Below are 23064 nucleotides of genomic sequence, written 5' to 3' on the forward strand. Positions count from 1 at the left end.
AAAAACGTTTGGTTAATAGTTAGATTATAATATATTTGATGAGTAATTTTCAACAAAACAATTAACATATCATGCCTATAACAGCCAACATTACAAACAGAAAATCATGGCTGGAAGTCCCAGAAAACAGTGACTTTCCCATACAAAATATTCCTTTCGGGGTTTTCCTCACCAAGGAAAATGTGGTGACGGTAGGAACTCGAATTGGTGATTTTGCAATCGACTTGGGTGCTTTACAGCAATTAAACTACTTTGAAGGTATTGAATTAACTGATGATATGTTCATGCAGGATACTTTGAATGATTTTATTTCGGATGGAAAAAAAACATGGCGATTGGTTCGAAATCGTATTGCCGACATATTTGATGAAGAAAATCCAAAATTGCGAGATTCAGTAAAAGACCGTGATATTGTAATTTTCAAAATGGACGATGTAGAAATGCAATTACCAGTCCTTATTGGTGATTACACTGACTTTTATTCCAGTAAAGAACACGCGACCAATGTAGGAAAAATGTTCCGTGATCCAGAAAATGCATTATTGCCCAACTGGCTTCACATTCCTGTAGGCTATCATGGTAGAAGCTCCACAATAGTTCCTTCTGGAATTCCGGTACACAGACCGATGGGACAAACATTGCCAAATGGCGAAACCACACCCGTTTTTGGACCTTCTCGATTAGTAGATTTTGAACTGGAAACGGCTTTCATCACTACAGATGCCAATATTATGGGAGAAAATATCCCTGTAACTGAAGCCGAAGATTATATTTTCGGAATGGTTTTATTGAATGACTGGAGTGCACGCGATATTCAAAAATGGGAATACGTGCCGCTAGGGCCATTTTTGTCAAAAAACTTTGCTTCTTCAATCTCGCCTTGGATTGTGACAATGGATGCTTTAGAACCTTTTAGAACTAAAGGGCCAAAACAAGAACCAACTCCATTGCCTTATCTGCAACAAAAAGGAAAGCATTCTTTTGATATTAATTTAGAAGTGGCGATTCAACCTGAAAATACAGAACCAACTGTAGTTTCTCATTCAAATTTTAAACACATGTATTGGACTATGAGCCAGCAATTGACACATCACACTTCTAATGGTTGTAGAGTAAATTCTGGTGACATGATGGGTTCCGGTACAATTTCAGGAACTACACAAGATAGTTTCGGTTCAATGTTAGAATTGACTTGGGGTGGAAAAAATCCAATAAAAATGAACGACGGAACAGAACGTAAATTCATCAATGATAATGACACTGTAATCATGAAAGGATTTTGTCAAAATGGTCAGGTTCGAATTGGTTTTGGTGAAGTTTCCAGTAAATTACTTCCTCCTTTTGTGAGAAAATAAAAATTAAAAATACACTTTTTAAAGCCTAACATTTATTCTATTTTTGTTAGGTTTTTTTATGGCATTATTTTTGGATTTTAAAAAATAAAACCCAATTAATCTGCTTAAAAATAGCAGAAATAGCTTCAAAAAATCATTTACTTAATAGTAACGCTTATGAAAAAAATTACTCTTCTATTATCCATGTTTGTACTGATTTCCTCCTGTGGCTTGAAACAAACCCAAAATTTATTAAGCTCTGGAAATTACGATCAAGCAATTGACAATGCCGTTTCAAATTTGCGAACCAATAAAGATAAAAAAGGCAAACAAGAGTATGTTTACTTGCTGGAAGAGGCTTTCGCCAAAGCAAAAGAACGTGATTTGAATGCCATAAATTTGTTAGCAAAAGATGCTAATCCTGCACAATTGGAAAAAATGTACAACATGTATTTACAATTGAATTCCCGTCAGGAAAAAATCAAACCGTTACTTCCTTTGAAACTAATTAAAGAAGGAAGAAATGCAATTTTCCCATTTGACAATTATATCGATCAAATTATCGATAGTAAAAATGCTTTATCAGCTTATTTGTATGCCAATGCAAAAAAATTAATGGGAACTTCCGATAAAATGAATTACCGGAAAGCGTATGATGATATGGAATATTTAAACCAAATAACTCCAAATTATAAAAACGTTTTACAACTCATGGATGAAGCAAAATTCAAAGGTTCTGATTATGTTTCGGTTTACACCAAAAACGAAACCAACATGATTATCCCGGTTCGTCTGCAAAATGATTTATTGGATTTTAGCACTTACGGACTGAACGACAAATGGACTGTTTACCACAGCAACAAACAAAAAGGGATTGATTATGATTATGGAATGGCAATCTATTTTAGACATATTTATATTTCGCCTGAGCAAATAAAAGAAAGAGAGTTTGTAAAAGAACGCATCATAAAAGATGGTATCAAAAAACTAATTGATGCTAACGGAAAAGAAGTTCTGGATGAAAAAGGAAAAGTGGTAATGGTGGATAATATGAGAAATGCAACAGTACGTATTTATGAATTCAGACAGTTTAAATCCTGTCAAATTACAGCTAAAGTAGATTATATCAATTTTAAAAATAATCAATTATTACAATCCTTTCCAATAGCAAGTGAGTATATTTTCGAAAATATTTATGCCACTCATAAAGGTGATCGACGCGCTTCTGATGATAATTATTACTCTTATTTTGACAAAAGAGCAGTAGCTTTTCCTAGCAATGAACAAATGGTTTATGATACCGGAGAAGATTTAAAAACCAAAATAAAAGATATTATTAGCAGAAACAGGTTTAGAAACTAATACTATAAAAATCAATCCTAATTTCATAAAACTCCTTGATACTTAAACCTATCAAGGAGTTTTTTTAATTTAAAAAAATCAACAATACATTAAAATTTTGTTACAAAACACAAAATTAGTGTTGTGTTATAAAAATATGTGTACTTTTGCACCAATGAATAAAACAAGTTTACATATAACTTCTTTGTCACGGACAAACAGACCCACTACTTCTCCCGAAGTACGGATGCTATCACTATAGTACCCAAAAGCTGTTTCGTATCTTTATTCATTTTTCATTTTTTCCGTTTTGAAATTACCACTATTTTCCATTGGAATACTATATTCCAAAATTATCATACCTTTATTACTAATATATTGTTATTCAATTTATTGGATTATAAATTCGTATTTTAGTTTTTTAATTCAAGGGAACGGAGAATGTATTTTAAAACAAACTTACAACTCATTTTTTAACTCAAATAATCTCTTGAAATGAACATTTCTATCATTGTAACTCAGGAAGAACACTATAAGTATTCGCAGGAAATATGCGATACTATTGAATCGTCTGCCTTATTGAGAGGTACTGGGATTGCTAAAAGAACTCCTGAATACATCCAAAAAAAGATGGAAAGCAAAGATGCCGTCATTGCATTAGACAATGGAAAATTTGCCGGTTTTTGCTATATCGAAAGTTGGCAACACGGGAAGTTTGTAGCACATTCCGGGTTGATTGTACATCCTGATTACAGAAATTTAGGTTTAGCAAAAAAAATCAAATCATTTGTTTTTGATTATTCATTAGAAAAATATCCAGAAGCTAAAGTATTTGGAATCACAACTGGTTTAGCAGTGATGAAAATAAATTCCGATTTGGGATACAAACCAGTTCCTTTTTCAGAATTGACCAGCGATCCCAGTTTTTGGAAAGGATGTCAAACCTGTACCAATTACGAAATCCTAAAAAGTAAAGACAACAAAATGTGCTTGTGTACCGGGATGCTTTATGATCCAAAAGAAAAACCTAAAGACCCGCCTAAACACCCATTTAACGTCAGAGTATTAAACCGATTAAAATCAATTAAAGAAGCCTTGTTCTTAAAAAAATAATATCATGAAAAAAGTTGTATTAGCTTATAGTGGAGGATTAGATACCTCATATTGCCTAAAATATTTAAAAAACGAAAAAGGATATGAAGTTCACACCGTTCTTATAAATACAGGCGGATTTGATGAAGAGGAACTAGCCGCTATTGAAGAAAGAGCCTACGAATTAGGAAGTGCACAACATGCAAATCTTACCATTGTAGATAAATATTATGACAAAGCCATTAAATATTTGATTTATGGAAATGTATTAAAAAACAATACCTATCCATTATCTGTAAGTGCAGAACGTGTTTTTCAAGCTATCGAAGCAATTAAATATGCAAAATCTGTAGGTGCAGAAGCAATCGCCCACGGAAGTACCGGTGCAGGAAATGACCAAATTCGTTTTGATTTAATTTTCCAAACCATTGCACCCGAAATTGAAATCATTACTCCAATCAGAGATTTAAAATTATCCAGACAGGAAGAAGTGGATTATTTATCTAAAAATGGAGTCCATTATTCTTGGGAAAAAGCACAATATTCCATTAATAAAGGATTGTGGGGAACAAGCGTAGGTGGTAAAGAAACATTGACATCAAATCAATCTTTACCAAGTGAAGCATACCCTTCTCAATTGCAAAAAACGGGTGAAGAGAAAGTGACACTACAATTTGAAAAAGGACAATTAGTCGGCATCAACGGGACATTGGACACCCCAACAAAAAATATCGTTGCATTAGAAAAACTGGCAAACGCTTACGCTATAGGTAGAGACACGCATGTGGGCGATACCATTATCGGAATTAAAGGAAGAGTTGGCTTTGAAGCCGCTGCACCTTTAATCATCATCAAAGCACACCATTTATTAGAGAAACATACACTGGGTAAATGGCAGCAATACTGGAAAGAACAACTGGGGAACTGGTACGGAATGTTGTTTCATGAAGGACAATTTCTAGACCCTGTAATGAGAAACATTGAGGCTTTCCTAGAAGACACTCAAACGACTGTAAACGGTACCGTTATCGTTTCGCTAAAACCATATCACTTTACATTGGACGGAATTGAATCTGAAAATGATTTAATGAATACCGGTTTTGGACAATATGGAGAAATGAACAACGCTTGGACATCAGATGATGCTAAAGGATTTATCAAAATTCTTGGAAATGCGCAAAACATATTTTCATCTGTAAATAAACTGACACATGATTAATATTGGAATAATTGGTGGTTCGGGTTACACTGCGGGGGAACTTATCAGAATATTGATGTTTCATCCCAATGCAACGATTGATTTTGTTTACAGCACGACAAACGCTGGAAAACAACTTTCGGTTGCGCATCATGATTTGATGGGCGATATCGAAATGAATTTTACCGATACTGTAAATCCAAATGTGAATGTTGTTTTCTTGTGCTTAGGACATGGTAAATCAAAATCATTTTTAGAGCAAAATCAATTTGCAAACCATACCAAAATTATCGATTTAGGAAATGATTTCAGATTGCACAAAGACAAAATTTTTGATGGAAAAAAATTCGTTTACGGACTACCCGAATTGAACAAAGCGGTTATCAAAAACGCTCAGTTTATAGCAAACCCAGGTTGTTTTGCAACTGCAATTCAATTGGCATTATTGCCATTGGCAAAAAACGAAATGCTTACGACTGACGTTCATATCAATGCCACAACCGGAAGCACGGGAGCTGGAGTTACGCCTTCGGAAACGACGCATTTTAGTTGGAGATCCAATAATATGTCGCATTATAAAGCTTTTGAACACCAACATTTGGGTGAAATAAACCAAAGTGTCAATCAATTGCAAGCAGGTTATAAAGATGAATTGATTTTTGTACCAAACAGAGGTGATTTTGCCAGAGGGATTTTTGCAACATTATACACAACAATCGAAGAAAGTTTGGAAGATATAGTGGCTAAATACGAGGATTTTTATAAAGACCAACCATTTGTAACTGTTACCACCACTGGAATCAACATGAAACAAGTGGTTCAAACGAATAAATGCATTATTAGTTTAATGAAAAAAGGAAACCGGTTATTGATTACTTCAGTAATTGATAATTTGACAAAAGGAGCCTCAGGACAAGCCATTCAAAACATGAATTTGATGTTTGGATTAGATGAAACCACAGGATTACATTTGAAACCAAGCGGATTTTAAAAATAATTAAAAGATTGAAGAATTTAATGATTGAAAAATTATTAGGATTCTAAAAACAGAAAAAGATTTATAAACGACATGAATCTTTAAATTTTTCAATTTTTAAATCTTTAAATAATTAAAAATGAACTTATTTGACGTTTACCCATTATACAACATCACTCCTGTAAAAGCACTAGATTGCACTATTACGGATGAAAAAGGAGTGGAATATTTAGATTTATATGGTGGTCATGGAGTAATTTCCATTGGACACACACATCCGAATTATGTTACCAAATTAAAAAATCAATTGGATAATATTGGTTTTTATTCGAATGCGATTCAGAATCCACTACAAGTAGAATTAGCAGCCAAATTAGGGAAACTTTCAGGATTGGAAGACTATACTTTATTCTTGTGCAGTTCTGGAGCTGAAGCCAATGAAAACGCCTTGAAATTAGCCTCTTTTCACAACAATAAAACAAGAGTAATTGCTTTTGATAATTCCTTTCACGGAAGAACTTCGGCGGCAGTTGCGGTTACAGATAACAAAAAAATTGTTGCGCCAATCAATGCTCAACAAATCGTTACTTTTTTGCCCTTGAATAACATCGAGTTGGTAGAAAATGAACTAAAAAAAGGAGATGTTTCTTCTGTTATAATTGAAGGAATTCAAGGAGTTGGCGGTTTAGACCAAGGAACAACTGAATTTTTCCAGGCATTAGAAAAAATATGTACAGCATATGATGCCGTTTTGATTTTGGACGAAGTGCAATCCGGATACGGAAGAAGCGGAAAGTTTTTCGCCCACCAACATCATAACATTAAAGCAGATATTATTTGTCTGGCGAAAGGAATGGGTAACGGATTTCCTATTGGCGGAATCTTGATTTCTCCAAAATTCACAGCGAGTTATGGATTATTGGGAACTACTTTTGGTGGAAACCATTTGGCTTGTGCAGCTGGAATAGCAGTTTTGGATGTGATCGAAAGCCAAAAATTAATGGACAACGTAAACGACGTTTACGCCTATTTTTTAGAAGCAATCAAACAAGTTCCTGAAGTGATCCAAGTAAAAGGAAGAGGATTAATGTTAGGTGCAGAATTTGATTTTGACGTAAGTACGCTACGTAAAAAATTGATTATGGACAAGCATATTTTCACAGGAAATGCAAATAATAAAAACTTACTAAGAATCCTTCCACCATTGACAATCAAGAAAGAAGCGATCGATACCTTTATTGTAGCTTTAAAAGAAGCATTGACAGAATTGAAATGATTTTTTAAACATATAAGTCATATAAGCACTTAAACTTGTGATTTATATGTTTAGCTTTTTTTCTAAAATAGTAAACCAAAAACTAATGAACACTTTATTACCAATAGAAAAGCGAAATTCAGTTTTAAGTCGCATGGCCGAACTTCTTGAACAAGAAAGAGCCAACCTTAAAATTGTAAATCAACAGGATTTGCACCATTATTCTGGGAATGATTTAGCTATGGAAAAACGTTTACTGGTTGATGATGCCAAAATTGATGGTATGATTCTATCCCTGCAACAATTAACAAGTCAAGAAGATCCTATTGGCGTAGAGCGTTTTAATTTCGACCATGAAAATGGAATGAAAATCATCAATAAAACAGCGGCTTTTGGAACCATAATGATTATTTATGAATCCAGACCCGATGTTACTGTTGAAGCAGGTGGAATCGCTTTTAAATCCGGAAATAAAATCCTATTGAAAGGCGGAAAAGAATCGGTACAGTCCAACTTGAAAATTGTGGAATTGTGGCATCAAGCTTTGAAAGAAAGTAATGTTTCAACAGAATGGGTAGAATATTTGAACTATAATCGGGAAGAAACGCAGGCTTTTTTAGAAAAACCAACACAAAAAGTGGACTTAATCGTTCCTCGTGGTGGTGAGAAATTGATTGCTTTTGTAAAAAAACATGCCACTTGCCCAGTTATTATAAGTGGCCGAGGAAATAATTTTGTGTATGTAAATAAAGAGGCCGATTTGAAAAAGGCTCTCGATATTATCATCAACGGAAAAACCTCAAACATATCAGTTTGTAATGCTTTAGATAAAGTTTTAATTGATACAAATCTTGAAAATTGGGAAGCTTTTGCTATCAATATAGTTCAGGAATTACAACAAAGAAACGTAACTGTTTTAGGAGATGAAAGTATTTCCAGAGCAACAGATGTTCCTCAGATCGAATCGGATTTAATTTGGTACGAAGAGTTTTTAGATTATAAAATTGTTATTGGAACAACCAATTCGGATCAAGAAGCGATTGACAAAATAAACAAATATTGTGGAGGACATTCGGCTTCCATAATCACAAAAAATGATGCAATTGCCCAGGAATTCATGGAAAACGTGGATACGGCAGCCGTTTATCAAAATGCTTCTACTCGATTCACTGATGGAGGACAATTTGGTTTAGGAGGTGAATTAGCAATAAGCACTGACAAATTGCATCAACGTGGACCAATTGGCTTGCAACATTTAGTTACTAATAAGTGGTATATTTACGGAAATGGACAAATCAGGTAAAAAAAGAATTTTATTAAAGTTAGGGAGCAATACGTTAACCAAAGAAACCAATCATATTTCGAGAGGAAAGATTGAAGATATTGGGATACAAATAGCTGCTTTACAGGACGATTACGAGTTTATCATTGTGAGTTCCGGTGCGATTGTTGCAGCCAAACAATTTGTAAAACTGGAAAATCAAGACAAAGATGTTTTTGTAAAACAAGCATTGGCTTCAATTGGTCAACCTCATTTGATGCGGATTTATCATGAAAACTTCAGTGATTTAGGATTACTGATTTCGCAATGTTTGCTTTCGTATTCTGATTTCGAAAAAGAGCAAGCCAAAGTAAATATTGTGAACACCATCAATGTGTTGGTCAAAAATAATTACATTCCGATTATCAATGAAAATGATACCGTGGCTACGGATGAGATTCAGTTTGGGGACAATGATAAATTAGCCGCTTTAACCTCCGTTTTATTAAATGTTGATATACTGATTATTGCTACCAATACAAACGGGATTTACACTAAAGCATCCATCCTTGATGCAGTTCCTGAAACTATTTCTTTGGTAACCGATTTGCAACTATTGGAAAAAGAGATTGGCGATTCTAAATCTTCACACGGAACTGGCGGAATGCAATCTAAAATAGAAGCTTCGGCAATCGCCAAAGCAGCCAATATCGAAACTTGGATTGTCAATGGCTTGGAAGACAATTTTATTTTGAAAGCTTTAAAAAACGAAATACCTTTTACTAAAATTCTATAAAATATGTTGATTCGGTTAATCGTCAATTCGGTTAATCAAATAAACAAATAACCGATTAAACACATAAGACGATGAACTACATTTCCATACAAAACATAGATTCGCTCGACAAATGGGTGAAACAAGCATTAAAAATCAAGAAAAAACCACTTAAAAACAAAAAACTGGGTAAAAACAAAACCTTGGGAATGTTGTTTTTTAATTCCAGTTTGAGAACGCGTTTGAGTACGCAAAAAGCAGCTTTGAATTTAGGAATGAACGTTATTGTGATGAATTTTAATAGCGAAGGTTGGACATTGGAGTTTGAAGACGGAGCCATCATGAACTCTGGTGCTTCGGAACATATTAAAGAAGCGGCAGCAGTAGTTTCTCAATATTGTGACATCATTGCTATTAGGGCTTTTGCCGGATTGGTAGACAAAGAAAAAGACAATGCGGAAACCGTTCTTATGGGTTTCTTAAAATATGCCACTGTGCCTGTTGTCAATATGGAAAGTGCTACAGGACATCCTTTACAATCGCTAGCTGATGCCATAACCATGGCTGAACATAAAACGGAACACAGACCAAAAGTAGTCTTGACTTGGGCTCCACATCCTAAAGCTTTACCTCAAGCAGTCCCTAATTCGTTTGTGGAAATGATGCAGTTACAAGATGCTGATTTTGTCATTACGCATCCCGAAGGCTACGAATTGAATCCTGAAATCACAAAAGATTCCAAGATTGAGTACGATCAAGACAAAGCATTTGAAAACGCTGATTTTATCTATGCCAAAAACTGGAGCAATTACACCGATTATGGTCAGATTACTAATTCCGACCCAAACTGGACCGTAACTGCCGATAAAATGAAACTGACTAACAACGCTAAATTTATGCATTGTTTGCCGGTAAGACGTAATGTAATTGTTACCGACGAAGTGATTGACAGCGAAAACTCCATTGTTATCGAACAAGCCAATAATAGAACCTATGCCGCACAATTAGTGTTGCAAAAAATATTGGAAAATGGAAAATAAAAAACCGGTAACGCTAATAAAAATTGGAGGAAACATTATTGATAATCCAACGGAATTAGCACAATTTTTAGCTGACTTTTCTAAGATCGAAGGATTTAAAGTACTGGTTCATGGCGGTGGAAAATCAGCTACCAAAATGGCGGAAAGCATTGGTTTAGTTCCTCAAATGATTGACGGACGACGCATTACCGATGCCGCTATGCTTGATGTGGTTGTGATGATTTATGCAGGTCAAATTAACAAAAATATCGTTGCCCAATTACAAGCAAATTCCACCAATGCGATGGGATTTTCCGGTGCCGATGGAAATTTAATTCAATCGGATAAAAGAAACCACCCAACCATCAATTACGGCTTTGTGGGCGATGTAAAAAAAGTAAACACACAATTATTGGAAACGTTACTTTCAAATGGGATAGTTCCGGTGTTTTGCGCGATTACGCATGATGGAAAAGGGCAATTATTAAACACAAATGCGGATACCATTGCCAGTGAATTGGCAATTGCTCTATCGGAAGTTTTCGATGTTACTTTGAATTATTGCTTCGAAAAACCGGGCGTTTTATATAATGCCGAAGATGATGCATCCGTAATTGAGAACATAAATCAAGAATTATATTCCAAATTAAAAGCCGAAAAAGCGATACATTCCGGTATGATTCCTAAATTAGACAATTGTTTCAACAGTTTGTCCAAAGGAGTTCAAAAAATAAAAATTGGCCATCACAGGATGTTACAAGATAAAACGGCATTGTACACTACAATTACACTATGAAGAGTATAGAAATCCTTACACAAGAAGCGATTACGCTATTAAAAGCACTGATTGAAACACCTTCCTTTTCAAGTGAAGAAGACCAAACAGCACTTTTAATCGAAAATTGGTTTACACAAAATAATATCCCTTTCGAAAGAGAAAATAATAACATTTGGGCTTTCAATAAACATTTTAATAAAACCAAACCAACACTATTACTGAATTCACACCACGATACCGTAAAACCAAACCAAGGCTACACCAACGATCCTTTTGAAGCGATCGTGAAAGAGGGAAAATTATTTGGATTGGGAAGTAATGATGCGGGTGGTTGTTTGGTTTCGCTTTTAGCCACTTTTGTTCATTTTTATTCGAATGAAACGCTGCCTTATAATATTGTAATGGTCGCTTCAGCCGAGGAAGAAAGCAGCGGTAAAAATGGATTAAACAGCGTTTTAAAACATTTACCGGAACTGGAATGTGCCATTGTGGGAGAACCTACTTTGATGCAATTGGCCGTAGCCGAAAAAGGGTTATTGGTACTCGATGTCATCGTAAAAGGCACCGCCAGCCATGCCGCACACAACAATCCTGACAATCCCATTTATAATGCGATACCTGTTATAGAATGGTTTAACAGCTATCAATTCGAAAAAATATCGGCCGTTTTAGGTCCTGTAAAAATGACGGTAACCCAAATCAACGCTGGAAAACAACACAATGTAGTTCCTGCGGAATGTCATTTGGTTGTCGATATTCGCGTGAATGATTGTTACAGCAATCCCGAAATTTTAGAAACCGTAAAAAGACATTTGACCGCCGAAGTCAATCCGCGTTCCATGCATTTGAATGCGTCATCGATTCCCGTTGCACACGGATTAGTAAAAGCAGGAATCGCACTGGGAAGAACAACGTACGGCTCGCCTACCCTTTCGGATCAATCCGTTTTGAGTTGTAAATCCTTAAAATTAGGACCTGGAGAAACCCTGCGGTCTCATTCAGCAGACGAATTTATATTTATAAACGAAATAGAAGAAGGAATTCAATTGTATATCAAAATACTAACTGATTTTTTCAAACAATAAAATAATTTGGAGCTAATCCCGCTATTCGCTTTATCTTTTCCTGGCTAAAGAAGCCAGAAAAAGGATATCGCTGCTATCGGGGCTAAAAATCTAACAGTCTAAAAATCTAATTATCCATATATGAAACTTTGGGAAAAAGGAATACCAACAGATAAACAAATCGAACATTTCACCGTTGGTAACGACAGAGAACTGGATTTAGTGCTGGCCAAATACGATGCTTTAGGCTCTATTGCTCACGCCAAAATGTTGCAACAAATCGGACTTTTGACAACTTCCGAAACGGATTCTTTAGTGCTGGCTTTAGAAGATATTATTATTGATGCCGAAAAAGGGCATTTCGAAATCGAAGATAGTTTTGAAGACGTACATTCAAAAATCGAGTATCTTTTAACGGTAAAATTAGGCGATGCCGGGAAAAAAATCCATACTGCCCGTTCCCGTAACGACCAAGTTTTAGTAGACGTTAATTTGTATCTAAAAGACGTGGTTAAAGAACTAAAGGAACAAGTAAAAACATTGTTCGATCTACTTATGGAATCAGCAGAAAAACATCAAAATGTTTTGTTGCCTGGGTACACACACCTTCAAATTGCAATGCCATCTTCTTTTGGAATGTGGTTTTCCGCTTACGCCGAAACTTTGATTGATGATATAACGATGTTGAATGCGGCTTTGAAAATAGTAGACCAAAACCCTTTGGGTTCAGCTGCAGGTTATGGAAGTTCCTTCCCTATCAACAGAACATTCACCACAGCCGAATTGGGTTTTGAAACCTTAAAATTCAATTCGGTTGCCGCTCAAATGAGCCGTGGAAAATCAGAAAAAACGGTTGCTTATGCTATGAGTAGCGTGGCTTCTACCCTATCTAAATTCTCGATGGATGTTTGCTTGTATATGAGTCAGAATTTTGATTTTATCACTTTACCTTCACATCTTACAACAGGTTCGAGCATTATGCCGCACAAGAAAAACCCGGATGTTTTTGAATTAATTCGCGGAAAATGCAATAAAATTCAAGCATTGCCATACGAAATCACTTTGATTACCAATAATCTTCCAAGTGGCTATCACAGGGATTTACAATTGTTGAAAGAAGGATTATTTCCTGCTATTCAAAACCTGAAAGCGTGTTTGGATATCGCCATTTTTGCTATCAAAGACATCAAAGTAAAAGACAATATTCTTGCGGATCCAAAATACAATTATTTGTTTACCGTTGATACTCTAAATGAAATGGTGGTTGCCGGAATGCCTTTTAGAGATGCGTATAAAGCGGTGGCAGAACAACTGGAAAATGGTACTTTTAAATCGCCAAAAGAAACCAAACACACGCACGAAGGAAGTATTAACAATCTGTGTTTAAAGGAAATAAAAAGGAAGATGAGGGATTCTTATTAATTCAAAAACCAAAATAGTTGTTGCAAAAAAATCCATTCGTTGAAGCGAATGGGTTTTTTTATATTTTAAATTTAAACTATTGACTATTAAACCTTTTTTCCTAACTCTTCCGCATCAATATCACTATGCGAAACATTGTAAATGGCTTTTCCGTCTTTAATTACTATCAATTGTGGGGATTGATGCGTCACACCAAATTGATCTGCAATAGCATTAGAAATTGCTCTATATTCTATTAAATCTAAAAAATAAGGCGTAACTTTATCTGAGCTATTAAACTCATTTTCAAACTGTTTCAATGCCATCCTACTTACGCTACATCGAGTACTGTGTTTAAAAATTACTACTGGTTTTTCATTCGAAATAGTAATAATTTCATTCAGTTGCCCTATATCGGTTAGTTCATTCCACTTGATTTTATTTTCATTTAAATTCTTGTCATCTGAACTATTAAACATATTTTTTAAAAAACTCATAATTGTCTTATTTTAAGACATTTTGACTTTGGCATATGATAAAAATCATGAAATTTCTGTCAATTTGTCTGTATTATTGTAATGGAATATATATTGAATATTGATTCGCAAAGTTAGCTAAATAACATAAACAATATAAAATCATGAACATAAATAAATTTACGATTAAATCTCAAGAAGCCATTCAGCTTTCCCAACAATTGGCGCAAAGCCATGGGCAACAACAAATAGAAAATGAACATATTTTCAAGGCTATTTTTGAAGTCGATGAAAATGTGGCTCCATTTATTCTGAAAAAACTGAACGTAAATGTGCCTTTATTTCTTCAAATATTAGACAGTACAATTCAGAGTTTTCCAAAAGTTTCCGGTGGCGAAATTATGCTTTCCAGAACCGCAAACACAACCCTTAACGAAGCGGAAATTATTGCCAAAAAAATGAATGATGAATTCGTTTCTATAGAGCATTTAATTTTAGCAATTTTTGATTCTAAAACAAAGACTGCCCAAATATTAAAAGATCAAGGCGTAACCGGAAAAGGATTGAAAGCCGCCATAGAAGAATTGCGAAAAGGAGAACGAGTAACCTCTGCCTCTGCCGAAGAAACCTATAATTCATTAAATAAATACGCCAAAAACCTGAACGAATTGGCCCGCGCTGGTAAACTCGATCCAGTCATTGGTCGTGACGAAGAAATTCGCAGAGTCTTGCAAATTCTTACCCGTAGAACTAAAAATAATCCGATGTTGGTGGGAGAACCCGGAGTGGGGAAAACCGCCATCGCCGAAGGATTAGCACATAGAATTGTCGATGGAGACGTTCCTGATAATTTGAAAGATAAAATCGTGTATTCCCTTGATATGGGAGCCTTGATTGCCGGTGCCAAATACAAAGGGGAATTTGAAGAACGATTAAAATCAGTAGTAAAAGAGGTCACTTCTGCCGAAGGCGATATTGTTTTATTCATTGACGAAATCCATACACTGGTGGGAGCTGGCGGTGGCGAAGGCGCTATGGATGCGGCCAATATTCTGAAACCGGCGTTGGCTCGTGGAGAGTTGCGCGCCATTGGAGCAACCACATTGGACGAATATCAAAAATATTTTGAAAAAGACAAAGCACTCGAAAGACGTTTCCAAAAAATAATGGTCGAAGAACCGGATACCGAAAGTGCCATTTCGATTTTACGTGGAATCAAGGAGAAATACGAAACGCACCATAAAGTTCAAATCAAAGACGACGCTATTATTGCTGCTGTCGAATTATCGCAACGCTATATCACGAACCGCTTTCTTCCGGACAAAGCGATTGATTTAATGGATGAAGCCGCTTCCAAACTGCGTATGGAAATCAATTCAAAACCCGAAGAACTGGATGTTTTGGATCGAAAAATTATGCAGTTGGAAATTGAAATTGAAGCCATCAAAAGAGAAAAAGACGAAAGTAAGCTGAAAATTCTAGGAATGGATTTGGCGAACCTAAAAGAAGATCGCAACGAAATCTACGCCAAATGGAAATCAGAGAAAGATGTAGTCGATAATATTCAAGCCGTAAAAACGGAAATTGAAGACTTTAAATACGAAGCCGAACGTGCCGAACGGGACGGTGATTATGGAAAAGTAGCCGAAATTCGGTATGGTAAAATCAAGGAAGCCCAAGAACGTTTAGACATTTTACTCAAGGAATTACAAGAAAACCAATCCGGAACTTCGTTGATAAAAGAAGAAGTTACCCGCGAAGACATTGCCGAAGTGGTTGCCAAATGGACTGGAATTCCGGTGATGAAAATGCTTCAGGGTGAACGAGAAAAACTACTGAAACTGGAAGATGAATTGCATCACAGAGTTGTAGGACAGGAAGAAGCCATTCAGGCCGTGAGTGATGCCGTGCGCCGAAGCCGTGCCGGATTGCAGGATATGAAAAAACCGGTGGGAACCTTTCTTTTCCTCGGCACAACGGGAGTTGGTAAAACAGAATTGGCGAAAGCCTTAGCCGAATACCTCTTCGACGATGAAAATGCGATGACCCGTATCGACATGAGCGAGTACCAAGAACGCCACAGCGTAAGCCGTTTGGTGGGTGCGCCTCCGGGATACGTGGGCTATGATGAAGGCGGACAATTGACCGAAGCCGTGCGTAGAAAGCCGTATTCCGTAATCTTGCTGGATGAGATTGAAAAAGCGCATCCGGACACATTCAACATCTTACTACAAGTATTAGATGAAGGACGTTTGACAGATAACAAAGGACGTTTGGCCGACTTTAAAAACACCATTATAATTATGACTTCTAATATGGGAAGCCAGATTATTCAGGAGAAATTCGAGAATTTAAAAGGAAGTGTAGAAGCCGCCACCGAACTCGCCAAAGTAGAAGTTCTTGGGTTGCTAAAACAAACGGTGCGTCCGGAATTCATCAATCGTATTGACGAAATAGTAATGTTCACGCCGCTTACCAGTGAAAATATTGCACAAATTGTAGGGTTGCAACTGAAAAATGTTACCAAAATGCTAGCGCAACAAGGCATTACGATGGACGCCACTCCAGAAGCCATTGCCTATTTATCTGAGAAAGGATACGATCCGCAATTTGGTGCGAGACCCGTGAAAAGAGTGATTCAAAGAGATGTGCTCAATGAATTATCCAAAGAAATTCTATCCGGAAAAATAACGACAGACAGCATCGTTTTGATCGATGCGTTTGATGGAAAATTGGTTTTTAGAAATCAGACGGAAATGGTCTCTTAATCCAAATACTTTAAATTTATGAAAACATCAGTTGCAAGACTGGTGTTTTTTTATGCTCATTTTTTTTAGGAGCAAAACGTTTATATATTTTCATCACGAGTTGTCCCGCTGTCCGCTGTATCTTTTTTAAACGCAACCTTTTCAGTATTAAAAACTTTGACAGGGTTAAAAGCGTTTATAAAAAGGATACTTACTACCATCGGGGCTATAGACAACTATCATTTTCATAATTATTTGTAGAATTTTTTTCTAGTTTGCCATTCCGATAAAGCCATAACATTAAAAACATAAATTATTGATTTATAAACAATTAAAAACTAATAAAAATTATTTAACGTTTAGATAAGCAACCATGCCTGTTTAAAAACATCTATAGTATAATTATAAACAAATAATTTTATTATGAAAAAATTCAAATTACAATCGATTCTATTCGTATTATTCGCAGCAACAGCATTAACTTCTTGTAGTAATGATGATGATGCACAAAGCGTTCCACAACTGATTACAAAAAATGCTTTTGTAACAGAGGTAAAAGGTCCAACAACAGGAAAAATAGATGAAATCATCACTTTGGACGTTGTCTTTAAAGTGGACAATAGCTGTGGAGACTTCAATAAATTTATTGATGCGACAATAGGAACCGAAAAAGGGTTACAAGTAGAAGCTAAATATTTATCTGATATTTGCGATAAAATGGTACCGGAACCAAAAACAACAACCTATAAATTCAAATCGACGGTTAAAGGAAGTTATGATCTAAAATTCAGAAAATCTGAAACGGAGTTTATCACTCATACTATTGTTATTAACTAGTTTGCTTTAATAATTAAATTTTATAGAAACATCAGTCGAATGGCTGGTGTTTTTTTTTATACCATACTGTTTTTTAGGAGTAAACCGGCTGATTTAATTGCTATTTTTATAATCCGTATCCAAAAAAAGTAAAAATGCGTAACCACTTTAATCTATAGTTTCAATTTCACAAATTGGAAAGTGTACAATTGGAAAATTACACGAATTGGCTATAAAACAGAGTTGGTTTGCTTTTTTATGTAAGCTAAGCGCCTCCTCTATTTTTTCTTTGTTAGTAATACGAACTTTCGGATTCAGTTTAATCGCAATAAAACGACCGCTACCGTCAGCCAAAACCTCTAGAGTTGCCTCTGCTTCGTCTGTATAAGAGACCACGTCGATATCATTTTGTTTACAAACATACAAGTAAGACATCATGTGACAGGAAACCACACTACTCAATAACAGGTCTTCAGGATTGTACAAAGCTGGATCTCCTTTGAAAGCTTTAGCAGCCGAAATATGTAGAACAGCCTTACCGTCAATAGTTATGGTATGACTTTTAGTATACGTCGCCGCTTCCTTTTTGGAAAAAAACCAATCTAATTTAGCTTTAAATACATGTTTGAATCCCATAATTATTTTTATTTCAAAAGTAATTAAAAACAGTATCGCTTATACAGAAAGGTTTTTAGGTGAATATTAACTAAAAATTCACTCGTTTTATAAATAGAGTAAATAAAAAAAGTTTTAGCTTCGCACCAATAAACAAACAAAACGCATTAATCAAATTTTGGCAAAGCAATTCCAAAATCAACACAGTTTCTAAAACAATCAAAATGGCATCAGGTTTTTTCGCACTATTAGATGATATCGCAGCAATTATGGATGATGTTGCAGTAATGAGTAAATTTGCAGCAAAAAAAACGGCGGGTATTTTAGGCGATGATTTAGCCGTAAATGCCGAAAAAGCTTCCGGATTTATCTCCTCAAGAGAACTACCCGTATTATGGGCAATTGCAAAAGGTTCTTTCATAAACAAGCTAATCATTTTACCCATAGCCTTTCTGCTTAGTGCTTTTTCCCCTTTGGCGGTTATCATAATCTTAGTACTTGGCGGACTTTATTTAGCTTACGAAGGTGCCGAAAAAATATACGAATACTTCTTTCCACACGAACATGCAAAACACGAAATTTTGTTGGAACCGATGACCGAAGAACAAATTTTAGCCTTTGAAAAAGGAAAAATAAAATCAGCCATCGTAACCGATTTTATTTTATCCGTAGAAATCGTGATTATTGCGCTGGGTACCGTTATTGGAAAACCCATTTTATCTCAGATTATGGTTGTTTCCATCATTGCAATAATAGCAACCGTAGGTGTTTACGGCATTGTAGCCCTAATTGTAAGAATGGATGAAGCAGGTTTAAAACTGATTCAACTGAGTACCAAAGAACGCAGTTTCACAAAAACTTTAGGAAATATACTGGTACAAGCACTGCCAAAGGTCATCAAAAGTTTATCTGTCATAGGTACTATCGCCTTGATATTAGTGGCAGGCGGCATATTTGTACATAATATCGATTTCTTACATCATGTATTACCACAATTACCGGCCATCGTAACCGAATTTATAATCGGACTTCTAATCGGGGGAATTGTTTTGGGAATGGTAACCCTGTTCAAAAAGATAATTGGCAAAAAGTAAGCAACAATTGAATACACTTTATTTGTATACATAATTAAAAAACAAGGAGAACATCAGTCGAAAGGCTGGTGTTTTTTTATGCCTTTTTAGCAGCAGAACTATTCTAATTTTTCATCACGAGTTGTCCCGCTGTCCGCAGTATCTTTTTATAAACGCAACCCTCTCGGGTTACATTTATAAAAAAGGATACTTGCTCCCATCGGGGCTATTATACAACGAGTTTTTTCAAGAATAAAGTTTTCGAAAAAAGTGCTTTATTAAAGTTATATCCTGTTATAAATCATATTGGAATAAAAAAGTTGATAAATAATTTGTAAGAAAATTTTATATATTTGCTTACTGTATCGTAATAAAGTAGCGAAAATCTACCCAATTACGATTGTATAGTCGCTACTTTACAGCGAGTATATGTAAGTTGTGCGACATAAACTCGAACAGGCAGAAACAACCGAAAAAAAATATGAAAAGGGAATTCAATACAAATACTTTTAATTTTAATTTTACTCCAGAAAGTAGTTTAGAATTGGCTAGAAAAGAATATAATAAAAGATATCCAAATGAAATTGAACCCTTTAATTTTTGCATAATTTATTTAGTAAAAGAAAAAGATAACAGCCTTCGATTAGATTTTTCATTTAATCAAAGTATCGTATTTGATATAATTCACAAAAGACCAAAAGGTGCAGTGATTGGTGAGAAAATTACAAATATTGATATTAGAGAAATTTGTAATATAAATATTCCAAAATATCAAGACAAATATTACTTTGATTTTATATTTTTTATTTATGATTTTACAACTAAAAATTATTGGTCAACAAATTTATGGACAAAAAAAATATGTTCAGATATCCGATTTTATAAAACAATTGAAAGAAAAAATAAATATAAAGTTATTGGGAAAAAATTAGCAGAAAATTACAATAAAACAACATTTTTAGGTCACGTAAACATAAAAGATTTAAAATTAAAAAAATCGATTGGTATTTCAAGACTTATAAATAATGGTTGGATACCGACAATTTCTCTTTTCCCGCAACCTTATTCAGAAATGATTAGGCAGACAGAAGTTTTAAATAATATGGATAATGTAAATGAATTCATATGCGAAATGTTTAAAAACAATAAACTTTTAGAAAAGATGATGGAAAGATGGAAATGTGCTTCTCTATCTAGTAAAATATATAATATTTTAGAAATTTGCGTGAAAAATTTTCAAAATAATGACTACATTTCTACTATTTACGTTTTACTTCCTCAAATTGAAGGATTAATAACTGAACATATAAAAAGGAAAAAAATCGTACCTAAATCATATTTAAAAGATAGATTTATTCAATTTGGAGAAATAATAGTTAATGAAAGCTTCAATACCGAAATGACAAAATATTTAACCAATATTTTTATTAAAAACATACATAAAACATATTTCAAAACTTGGTTTCCATATATTAACAAAGGGAAAAAATACACAGGTAGCTCAATTACTCCACAAAGAAATATAATAGTTCACGGAAAAGTAAAAGAGATTTATTTTACAGAGGAAAATTGTTTGAAATTATTTTGCATTATTGACAATATAATTTTACTATCACTTTTAAAAACTGAATTAAAAAGACCTCTCCGAAGTCTCCCGACTTCGGGGTTGTCATGAGAAAATCAAAATAAGAAATATCCGCAAACTATTTAAAACCTAAAAACCGCTCGTGAACACGAACATAAGCATCAGCTTATTGACAAATATCAAAAAGGAATCTTGACTATTATAATTTAAACTTCAACACAATAAATATGAAAACATTTAAACCAACCCATAAATTGCTAACTGCAATAGTCACCTTATTTATACTTTCCTTTAGTACAAATACTGTGGCTCAGGAAAAAATTCAAATGGTAAGATTGGCAAAAATTAAAGTTGATCCATTGCAATTGGACAAGTATACTATTGCGTTAAAAGAACAAATGACTACTGCAGTTCGTCTTGAGCCAGGAGTGTTAACTTATTACGCCGTTGCGGACAAAACCGAACCATCACACATCACAATACTTGAAATATATGCTGATACAACGGCATACAAATTACACATAGAAACAACTCATTTTAAAAAATACAAGGAGACTGTTAAAGATATGGTTAAATCTCTGGAACTTGTAGATGTTACCCTAATTGGCTCGGCAAATAAAATGGATAAATAATCCGTAAAAAAACAACTCTTAGCGATACCGCTAATTGTGAAAAGAAGCATTCCAAATAATTAAAGAATACTACACTAGAACAACTTATAAATCCTGTGAATTGGAATCATCACACCTTGCTTTAGCATAACATTTTTGTCTGTAACTCCCCAAACCGTAGTATCTACTATTTTTTTGGATTCGTCATCTTCAAAGAAAATTTTAATTTTTGAATGCTCTAAATTACCCAATGATAAAGCCCTATTGATATCGCTTATTCTCTTTTTTATTTCGTCCACATCGTCAAGAACATCTGTTGTCGGAAATTTAAGAAGAGCTATGTCTTCTTTATCGATGATTTTGAATTCTTCTGTCATAATTGTAAAATTTAATGAATTATAAATTACACTATTGTAGCAGAGCAAAAACTTAACCCGTTTTGTTAACTATAATACAATATACAAAAATAAAACCTCCTGATTTTGTTAATGCCAATTTTATATTAATTTTTTCTTTGCTCAAAGTCTTGATACAATTGGTAAATATTATTTATATCTATTTTGACAAATGCTCACAGCTTCAGAATAGTTCTTAAAAATCCTATTCAATATACACAGACTATTTAAAACCTAAAAAACACATTACCCCTATTTTCTACTCTTTATAAAATTCACTATTTTTGCAGTCTAAAATTTTAGTCATGCCAAACAAGAAATACAAAATAGCGGTCATTCAATTGAATCTTAATGATATTGCCGAAAACAACTTAAAAAAATGTTTAAGTTGGGTTCGTGATGCCGCCAACCTTGGTGCCGAAGTTATTTCGTTACCGGAATTATACAACAGTCATTATTTTTGTCAAAGTGAAGATGTAGATAATTTTGCTTTGGCAGAACCATTGTACAGTACTTCGTTTATTGCTTTTAGCGCTTTGGCAAAAGAATTAGGTGTGGTAATTATTGTTCCTTTTTTCGAAAAAAGAATGGCAGGAATTTATCATAATAGTGCGTACATCATTGATACGGATGGTTCGGAAGCAGGATTGTACCGTAAAATGCACATTCCTGATGATCCTCATTTTTATGAAAAATTCTATTTCACGCCTGGTGATTTAGGTTTCAAAACGATTCCAACTCAAAAAGGAAAAATTGGAACATTAATTTGTTGGGATCAATGGTATCCCGAAGCGGCTCGTTTGACTGCTTTACAAGGAGCCGAAGTGTTATTTTACCCAACAGCAATTGGTTGGCATCCAGCAGAAAAAGATGAATATGGTACAAACCAACATGGCGCTTGGATGAGTGTAATGAAAGGCCACGCAGTTGCCAATGGTGTTTATGTTGCAGCAGCAAACCGAATCGGTTTAGAGCAATACTTACCTGATACGGCTGGAATCCAGTTTTGGGGATCTTCGTTTATTGCGGGTCCGCAAGGCGAAATTTTGGCGCAAGCCTCACACGACAAAGAAGAAATTCTGATTGCCGAAGTGGATTTAGATTTACAAGAAAATGTACGTCAGAATTGGCCTTTCTTTAGAGACAGAAGAATAGACGCTTTTGGTGATATTACAAAGAGAGCAATCGACTAAATCGTCTTTATATGATTAAAAAAATCCCTGCTGAGAAATAATTCTTAGCAGGGATTTTT

At 34.7% G+C, this 23064-nt stretch carries 21 protein-coding genes; 18 read left to right on the top strand and 3 right to left on the bottom strand.

Annotated features, from left to right (window positions below):
* Positions 1-71 precede the first annotated feature (71 nt).
* The 12 genes from fahA to argH all read left to right on the top strand — a co-directional run bounded on the left by fahA (position 72) and on the right by argH (position 13515).
* Positions 72-1355, top strand: a complete 1284-nt coding sequence (gene fahA, locus E0H99_RS14730) for a fumarylacetoacetase (protein ID WP_131997208.1) — start codon at positions 72-74, stop codon at positions 1353-1355.
* Positions 1356-1511: 156 nt separating this feature from the next.
* Positions 1512-2696 (top strand): hypothetical protein, encoded by a 1185-nt coding sequence (locus tag E0H99_RS14735; RefSeq protein ID WP_131997211.1) that lies wholly within the window; start codon positions 1512-1514, stop codon positions 2694-2696.
* 474 nt (positions 2697-3170) lie between these two features.
* Positions 3171-3788, top strand: coding sequence for a GNAT family N-acetyltransferase (locus E0H99_RS14740; RefSeq protein WP_039110646.1), 618 nt, complete (start codon positions 3171-3173; stop codon positions 3786-3788).
* Between the two features lie 4 nt (positions 3789-3792).
* Positions 3793-4986, top strand: coding sequence for an argininosuccinate synthase (locus E0H99_RS14745; protein ID WP_131997214.1), 1194 nt, complete (start codon positions 3793-3795; stop codon positions 4984-4986).
* Positions 4979-5956: an N-acetyl-gamma-glutamyl-phosphate reductase gene (argC, locus tag E0H99_RS14750; RefSeq protein ID WP_131997217.1), complete on the top strand. Its 978-nt coding sequence runs from the start codon at positions 4979-4981 to the stop codon at positions 5954-5956. Before E0H99_RS14745 ends, argC begins: the two co-directional genes overlap by 8 nt.
* Positions 5957-6080: 124 nt before the next feature.
* Positions 6081-7217 carry an aspartate aminotransferase family protein gene (locus E0H99_RS14755; RefSeq protein ID WP_131997220.1) on the top strand — a complete coding sequence of 379 codons (1137 nt, stop codon included), beginning with the start codon at positions 6081-6083 and terminating at the stop codon, positions 7215-7217.
* Positions 7218-7302: 85 nt separating this feature from the next.
* A complete protein-coding gene (locus E0H99_RS14760) occupies positions 7303-8499 on the top strand; it encodes a glutamate-5-semialdehyde dehydrogenase (protein WP_131997223.1) in 1197 nt (398 codons plus the stop codon).
* On the top strand, positions 8483-9253 hold the full coding sequence (proB, locus tag E0H99_RS14765) for a glutamate 5-kinase (protein WP_131997226.1): 771 nt from the start codon (positions 8483-8485) through the stop codon (positions 9251-9253). The genes E0H99_RS14760 and proB overlap by 17 nt, the downstream gene beginning before the upstream one ends.
* 71 nt (positions 9254-9324) lie before the next feature.
* Entirely contained in the window at positions 9325-10272 is a 948-nt protein-coding gene (locus E0H99_RS14770) for an N-acetylornithine carbamoyltransferase (protein ID WP_131997229.1), read from the top strand.
* Positions 10262-11047 carry an acetylglutamate kinase gene (argB, locus tag E0H99_RS14775; RefSeq protein ID WP_131997232.1) on the top strand — a complete coding sequence of 262 codons (786 nt, stop codon included), beginning with the start codon at positions 10262-10264 and terminating at the stop codon, positions 11045-11047. Before E0H99_RS14770 ends, argB begins: the two co-directional genes overlap by 11 nt.
* Positions 11044-12114, top strand: a complete 1071-nt coding sequence (locus E0H99_RS14780; protein WP_131997235.1) for a M20 family metallo-hydrolase — start codon at positions 11044-11046, stop codon at positions 12112-12114. Before argB ends, E0H99_RS14780 begins: the two co-directional genes overlap by 4 nt.
* Positions 12115-12234: 120 nt before the next feature.
* Positions 12235-13515, top strand: a complete 1281-nt coding sequence (argH, locus tag E0H99_RS14785; protein ID WP_131997238.1) for an argininosuccinate lyase — start codon at positions 12235-12237, stop codon at positions 13513-13515.
* An 86-nt stretch (positions 13516-13601) separates the two neighbouring features.
* Here argH and ytxJ read toward each other — a convergent pair whose 3' ends face one another.
* Complete coding sequence (gene ytxJ / locus E0H99_RS14790) at positions 13602-13991, bottom strand: bacillithiol system redox-active protein YtxJ (RefSeq protein ID WP_131997241.1); 390 nt, start codon at positions 13989-13991, stop codon at positions 13602-13604.
* 143 nt (positions 13992-14134) lie between these two features.
* Between ytxJ and clpB the strand changes: the two genes are divergently transcribed.
* The gene (clpB, locus tag E0H99_RS14795; protein ID WP_131997244.1) at positions 14135-16738 is read left to right on the top strand and encodes an ATP-dependent chaperone ClpB; all 2604 of its coding nucleotides are present in this window, start codon (positions 14135-14137) and stop codon (positions 16736-16738) included.
* A 402-nt stretch (positions 16739-17140) separates the two neighbouring features.
* A complete protein-coding gene (locus E0H99_RS14800) occupies positions 17141-17554 on the top strand; it encodes a hypothetical protein (RefSeq protein ID WP_131997247.1) in 414 nt (137 codons plus the stop codon).
* A 147-nt stretch (positions 17555-17701) separates the two neighbouring features.
* On the opposite strand, the gene E0H99_RS14805 is transcribed toward E0H99_RS14800, so the two are convergent.
* A complete protein-coding gene (locus E0H99_RS14805) occupies positions 17702-18169 on the bottom strand; it encodes an OsmC family protein (RefSeq protein WP_131997250.1) in 468 nt (155 codons plus the stop codon).
* A 203-nt stretch (positions 18170-18372) separates the two neighbouring features.
* Here E0H99_RS14805 and E0H99_RS14810 point away from each other — a divergent pair, with 203 nt between their 5' ends.
* The 3 genes from E0H99_RS14810 to E0H99_RS14820 all read left to right on the top strand — a co-directional run bounded on the left by E0H99_RS14810 (position 18373) and on the right by E0H99_RS14820 (position 21438).
* Positions 18373-19242, top strand: a complete 870-nt coding sequence (locus E0H99_RS14810) for a DUF808 domain-containing protein (protein WP_131997253.1) — start codon at positions 18373-18375, stop codon at positions 19240-19242.
* Positions 19243-19702: 460 nt separating this feature from the next.
* Entirely contained in the window at positions 19703-20896 is a 1194-nt protein-coding gene (locus tag E0H99_RS14815) for a hypothetical protein (RefSeq protein WP_131997256.1), read from the top strand.
* Positions 20897-21033: 137 nt separating this feature from the next.
* Complete coding sequence (locus E0H99_RS14820; protein ID WP_205728698.1) at positions 21034-21438, top strand: putative quinol monooxygenase; 405 nt, start codon at positions 21034-21036, stop codon at positions 21436-21438.
* A gap of 74 nt (positions 21439-21512) precedes the next feature.
* Here the strand turns inward: E0H99_RS14820 and E0H99_RS14825 are convergent, their stop codons facing one another.
* Positions 21513-21794 (bottom strand): hypothetical protein, encoded by a 282-nt coding sequence (locus E0H99_RS14825; protein WP_131997259.1) that lies wholly within the window; start codon positions 21792-21794, stop codon positions 21513-21515.
* 323 nt (positions 21795-22117) lie between these two features.
* On the opposite strand from E0H99_RS14825, the gene E0H99_RS14830 reads away from it, so the two are divergent.
* Entirely contained in the window at positions 22118-23005 is an 888-nt protein-coding gene (locus tag E0H99_RS14830) for a carbon-nitrogen hydrolase (RefSeq protein WP_131997262.1), read from the top strand.
* Positions 23006-23064 lie beyond the last annotated feature (59 nt).

This window comes from Flavobacterium sp. GT3P67 (assembly GCF_004349155.1).
GTDB classification, from domain to species: Bacteria; Bacteroidota; Bacteroidia; order Flavobacteriales; family Flavobacteriaceae; genus Flavobacterium; species Flavobacterium ranwuense.

Bases quoted from the DNA above. Each gene is read 5' to 3' on its own strand.
- fahA (WP_131997208.1), top strand. From the start codon at position 72: ATGCCTATAACAGCCAACATTACAAACAGAAAATCATGGCTGGAAGTC.
- E0H99_RS14735 (WP_131997211.1), top strand. From the start codon at position 1,512: ATGAAAAAAATTACTCTTCTATTATCCATGTTTGTACTGATTTCCTCC.
- E0H99_RS14740 (WP_039110646.1), top strand. From the start codon at position 3,171: ATGAACATTTCTATCATTGTAACTCAGGAAGAACACTATAAGTATTCG.
- E0H99_RS14745 (WP_131997214.1), top strand. From the start codon at position 3,793: ATGAAAAAAGTTGTATTAGCTTATAGTGGAGGATTAGATACCTCATAT.
- argC (WP_131997217.1), top strand. From the start codon at position 4,979: ATGATTAATATTGGAATAATTGGTGGTTCGGGTTACACTGCGGGGGAA.
- E0H99_RS14755 (WP_131997220.1), top strand. From the start codon at position 6,081: ATGAACTTATTTGACGTTTACCCATTATACAACATCACTCCTGTAAAA.
- E0H99_RS14760 (WP_131997223.1), top strand. From the start codon at position 7,303: ATGAACACTTTATTACCAATAGAAAAGCGAAATTCAGTTTTAAGTCGC.
- proB (WP_131997226.1), top strand. From the start codon at position 8,483: ATGGACAAATCAGGTAAAAAAAGAATTTTATTAAAGTTAGGGAGCAAT.
- E0H99_RS14770 (WP_131997229.1), top strand. From the start codon at position 9,325: ATGAACTACATTTCCATACAAAACATAGATTCGCTCGACAAATGGGTG.
- argB (WP_131997232.1), top strand. From the start codon at position 10,262: ATGGAAAATAAAAAACCGGTAACGCTAATAAAAATTGGAGGAAACATT.
- E0H99_RS14780 (WP_131997235.1), top strand. From the start codon at position 11,044: ATGAAGAGTATAGAAATCCTTACACAAGAAGCGATTACGCTATTAAAA.
- argH (WP_131997238.1), top strand. From the start codon at position 12,235: ATGAAACTTTGGGAAAAAGGAATACCAACAGATAAACAAATCGAACAT.
- ytxJ (WP_131997241.1), bottom strand. From the start codon at position 13,991: ATGAGTTTTTTAAAAAATATGTTTAATAGTTCAGATGACAAGAATTTA.
- clpB (WP_131997244.1), top strand. From the start codon at position 14,135: ATGAACATAAATAAATTTACGATTAAATCTCAAGAAGCCATTCAGCTT.
- E0H99_RS14800 (WP_131997247.1), top strand. From the start codon at position 17,141: ATGAAAAAATTCAAATTACAATCGATTCTATTCGTATTATTCGCAGCA.
- E0H99_RS14805 (WP_131997250.1), bottom strand. From the start codon at position 18,169: ATGGGATTCAAACATGTATTTAAAGCTAAATTAGATTGGTTTTTTTCC.
- E0H99_RS14810 (WP_131997253.1), top strand. From the start codon at position 18,373: ATGGCATCAGGTTTTTTCGCACTATTAGATGATATCGCAGCAATTATG.
- E0H99_RS14815 (WP_131997256.1), top strand. From the start codon at position 19,703: ATGAAAAGGGAATTCAATACAAATACTTTTAATTTTAATTTTACTCCA.
- E0H99_RS14820 (WP_205728698.1), top strand. From the start codon at position 21,034: ATGAAAACATTTAAACCAACCCATAAATTGCTAACTGCAATAGTCACC.
- E0H99_RS14825 (WP_131997259.1), bottom strand. From the start codon at position 21,794: ATGACAGAAGAATTCAAAATCATCGATAAAGAAGACATAGCTCTTCTT.
- E0H99_RS14830 (WP_131997262.1), top strand. From the start codon at position 22,118: ATGCCAAACAAGAAATACAAAATAGCGGTCATTCAATTGAATCTTAAT.